The 2,129-nt window shown below is 73.4% G+C and carries 2 protein-coding genes; one reads left to right on the forward strand and one right to left on the reverse strand.

The window, feature by feature from the left end:
* Positions 1-102: 102 nt before the first annotated feature.
* The gene (locus ACFXA3_RS41495) at positions 103-1,611 is read right to left on the reverse strand and encodes an AMP-binding protein (RefSeq protein WP_385196525.1); all 1,509 of its coding nucleotides are present in this window, start codon (positions 1,609-1,611) and stop codon (positions 103-105) included.
* Between the two features lie 135 nt (positions 1,612-1,746).
* On the opposite strand from ACFXA3_RS41495, the gene ACFXA3_RS41500 reads away from it, so the two are divergent.
* The gene (locus tag ACFXA3_RS41500) at positions 1,747-2,001 is read left to right on the forward strand and encodes a phosphopantetheine-binding protein (RefSeq protein WP_385196527.1); all 255 of its coding nucleotides are present in this window, start codon (positions 1,747-1,749) and stop codon (positions 1,999-2,001) included.
* The last annotated feature ends 128 nt before the right edge of the window (positions 2,002-2,129 follow it).

Consider the following 2,129-nt stretch of genomic DNA (forward strand, 5'->3'; position numbering starts at 1 on the left):
ACGACCCCGCGCAACCGGGCCCGCACCCGGTGGGGCCCGCGCCGGGCCCGGCTGAACCCGGGCCGGGCCCCGCGGAACCCGGCCGGGGGACGTGCGGTCGGGTCAGGCCGCGCGGCGGGCGCGGGGGGCGAGCAGGTCCGCGGCCCGGGCGGCGAGCACCGGCCGGTCCACCTTGCGGTTGGAGTTGAGGGGGAACTCGGGGACGTGCTCGAAGCGGCGGGGCAGCATGCCGTGCGGCAGGACCTCGCGCAGGCTCCGGGCGAGGTCGGCCGCCGGACGGACCTCGCCGGTGTAGAAGACGACGAGCTCGGTGCTGCCGTCCACGGGCCGCGCGACGGTCACCACGTCCTCGACGCCCGCGCAGGCGCGCAGCGCGTGGTCGACCTCGGCGAGCTCGACGCGCCAGCCCTGGACCTGGACCTGGGAGTCCAGCCGGCCCAGGTAGATCAGGTCGCCGCCGGGCAGCCGGCGGACCCGGTCCCCGGTGCGGTACCAGACGCGGCCGTCGCGCTCGACGAAGCGGCCGCCGTCGTCCTGCGGGTCGAGGTAGCCGGTGGCCATCTGCGGTCCGGTGATCAGCAGTTCGCCCTCGACGGCGGTCTCGGCGCCGTCTTCGTCGAGGAGGACGTGATCGTGGCCGGCGTGGACGGCGCCGATCGGGACGAGCCCGTTGACGGCCTGGCCGGGGGAGGTCTGCGGGTCCCAGCGGTACGCGGTGATGGTGACGGTCAGCTCGGTCGGCCCGTAGATGTTCTCGAGGGTGGAGGCGGGTGCGGCGGCCTGCCAGTCGGCGGCGTCCTGGACGCGCAGCGCCTCGCCGGCGAAGAAGCTCCAGCGCAGCGTGGGCAGCGCGCCGGGGGTCAGGCCGCCCATGCGGCGGATCAGGCCGATGGCGCTGGGGGTAGAGAACCAGACGGTGATCCCGCGCCGTTCGAGGTGGGCCGGCATGTCGAGGTAGGCGCTCGGCGGTACGACGTCGACGACGCCGCCCGCGCCCCAGGCGCAGAACAGGTCGAACATGCCGCAGTCGAAGTTCAGGTCGAAGGTCTGGGTGAAGACGTCGTCGGGGGTGAATCCGTAGCGGGCGTCGAGGAGCGCGAAGTAGTGGTGCGTGCTGCCGTGGCTGATGGGCACGCCCTTGGGGCGGCCGGTGGAGCCCGAGGTGAACAGCATGTACGCGGTGTCGGTGGCCGCGACGGGGCGCGGCTCGTCGAGGGCGCGGGCCGGGTCGGGTTCGACGAGCGGTATGCCGGGGATGCCGAGGCCCTCGCCGAGGGCGGCGCGGCCCTGGTCGTCGACGATCAGGGCGGCCGCGCCGGACAGTTCGAGCATGTGCCGGGTGCGGACGGCGGGGAAGTCGGGGTGCAGCGGAACGACGGTGGCGCCCGCGTAGAGCCCGCCGAGGATGCCGGCGTACGCGGTCGCGCTCTTGCCGGCGAGGACGCCGACGACCCGGGCGGAGCCGAGGGAGCCGGCCCAGGTGAGGGCCTGCTCGTGCAGCTCGCGGTAGGTGTGGGTCTCGGTGCCGATCCGCAGGGCGGGACGGTCGGGGGACAGGGCCAGCCCGCGGCGGAAGCGCTCGTACAAGGCGTGGCGCTTGGTGTCAGACATGCATCACTCCGAAAGGGACGTGTTGTTTTCTTCGCGGGTTAGGGGTCAGGCCGGGGTTCCCGGGCGGCCGCCGCCGGTCCTAACGTCACGTGCTTGGGAAACGACGAACAACACTGCGAAAAGACTGGGGTCACCATGGGCTGGGACAAGAATTTCGAGGAACTTCTGCGGGAGTACCTGCCGTTCCTCAGTGCGGAAGAGCCGCTTGAGGCCGACACCGATCTGCGGGCCGTGGGCCTGGACTCGCTCGGCGTGGTCGAGCTGCTGGGGTCCCTGGAGCAGGCGTACGACGTCCGGTTCACGGACGAGGCGCTGTCGCTGGAGACCTTCGCCACCCCCTCGGTGCTGTGGGAGCAGATCGGCGCGCTGCGCGAGGCCGCGAACCGCTGACCGGCCGCGGCAACGGACCCGCCGCCGCGGCCGCGGCCGCCGCCCGACGTCGGCGGGCGCAGGTCCGCCGCGGCGCAGCCAGTACAACCGGGGGTTGTAGGGTACGCACATGTAATTTGGTGTAGCCC

It is taken from the genome of Streptomyces sp. NPDC059456 (genome assembly GCF_042750055.1).
Classification (GTDB): Bacteria; Actinomycetota; Actinomycetes; order Streptomycetales; family Streptomycetaceae; genus Streptomyces.

Bases quoted from the DNA above. Each gene is read 5' to 3' on its own strand.
- ACFXA3_RS41495 (WP_385196525.1), bottom strand. From the start codon at position 1,611: ATGTCTGACACCAAGCGCCACGCCTTGTACGAGCGCTTCCGCCGCGGG.
- ACFXA3_RS41500 (WP_385196527.1), top strand. From the start codon at position 1,747: ATGGGCTGGGACAAGAATTTCGAGGAACTTCTGCGGGAGTACCTGCCG.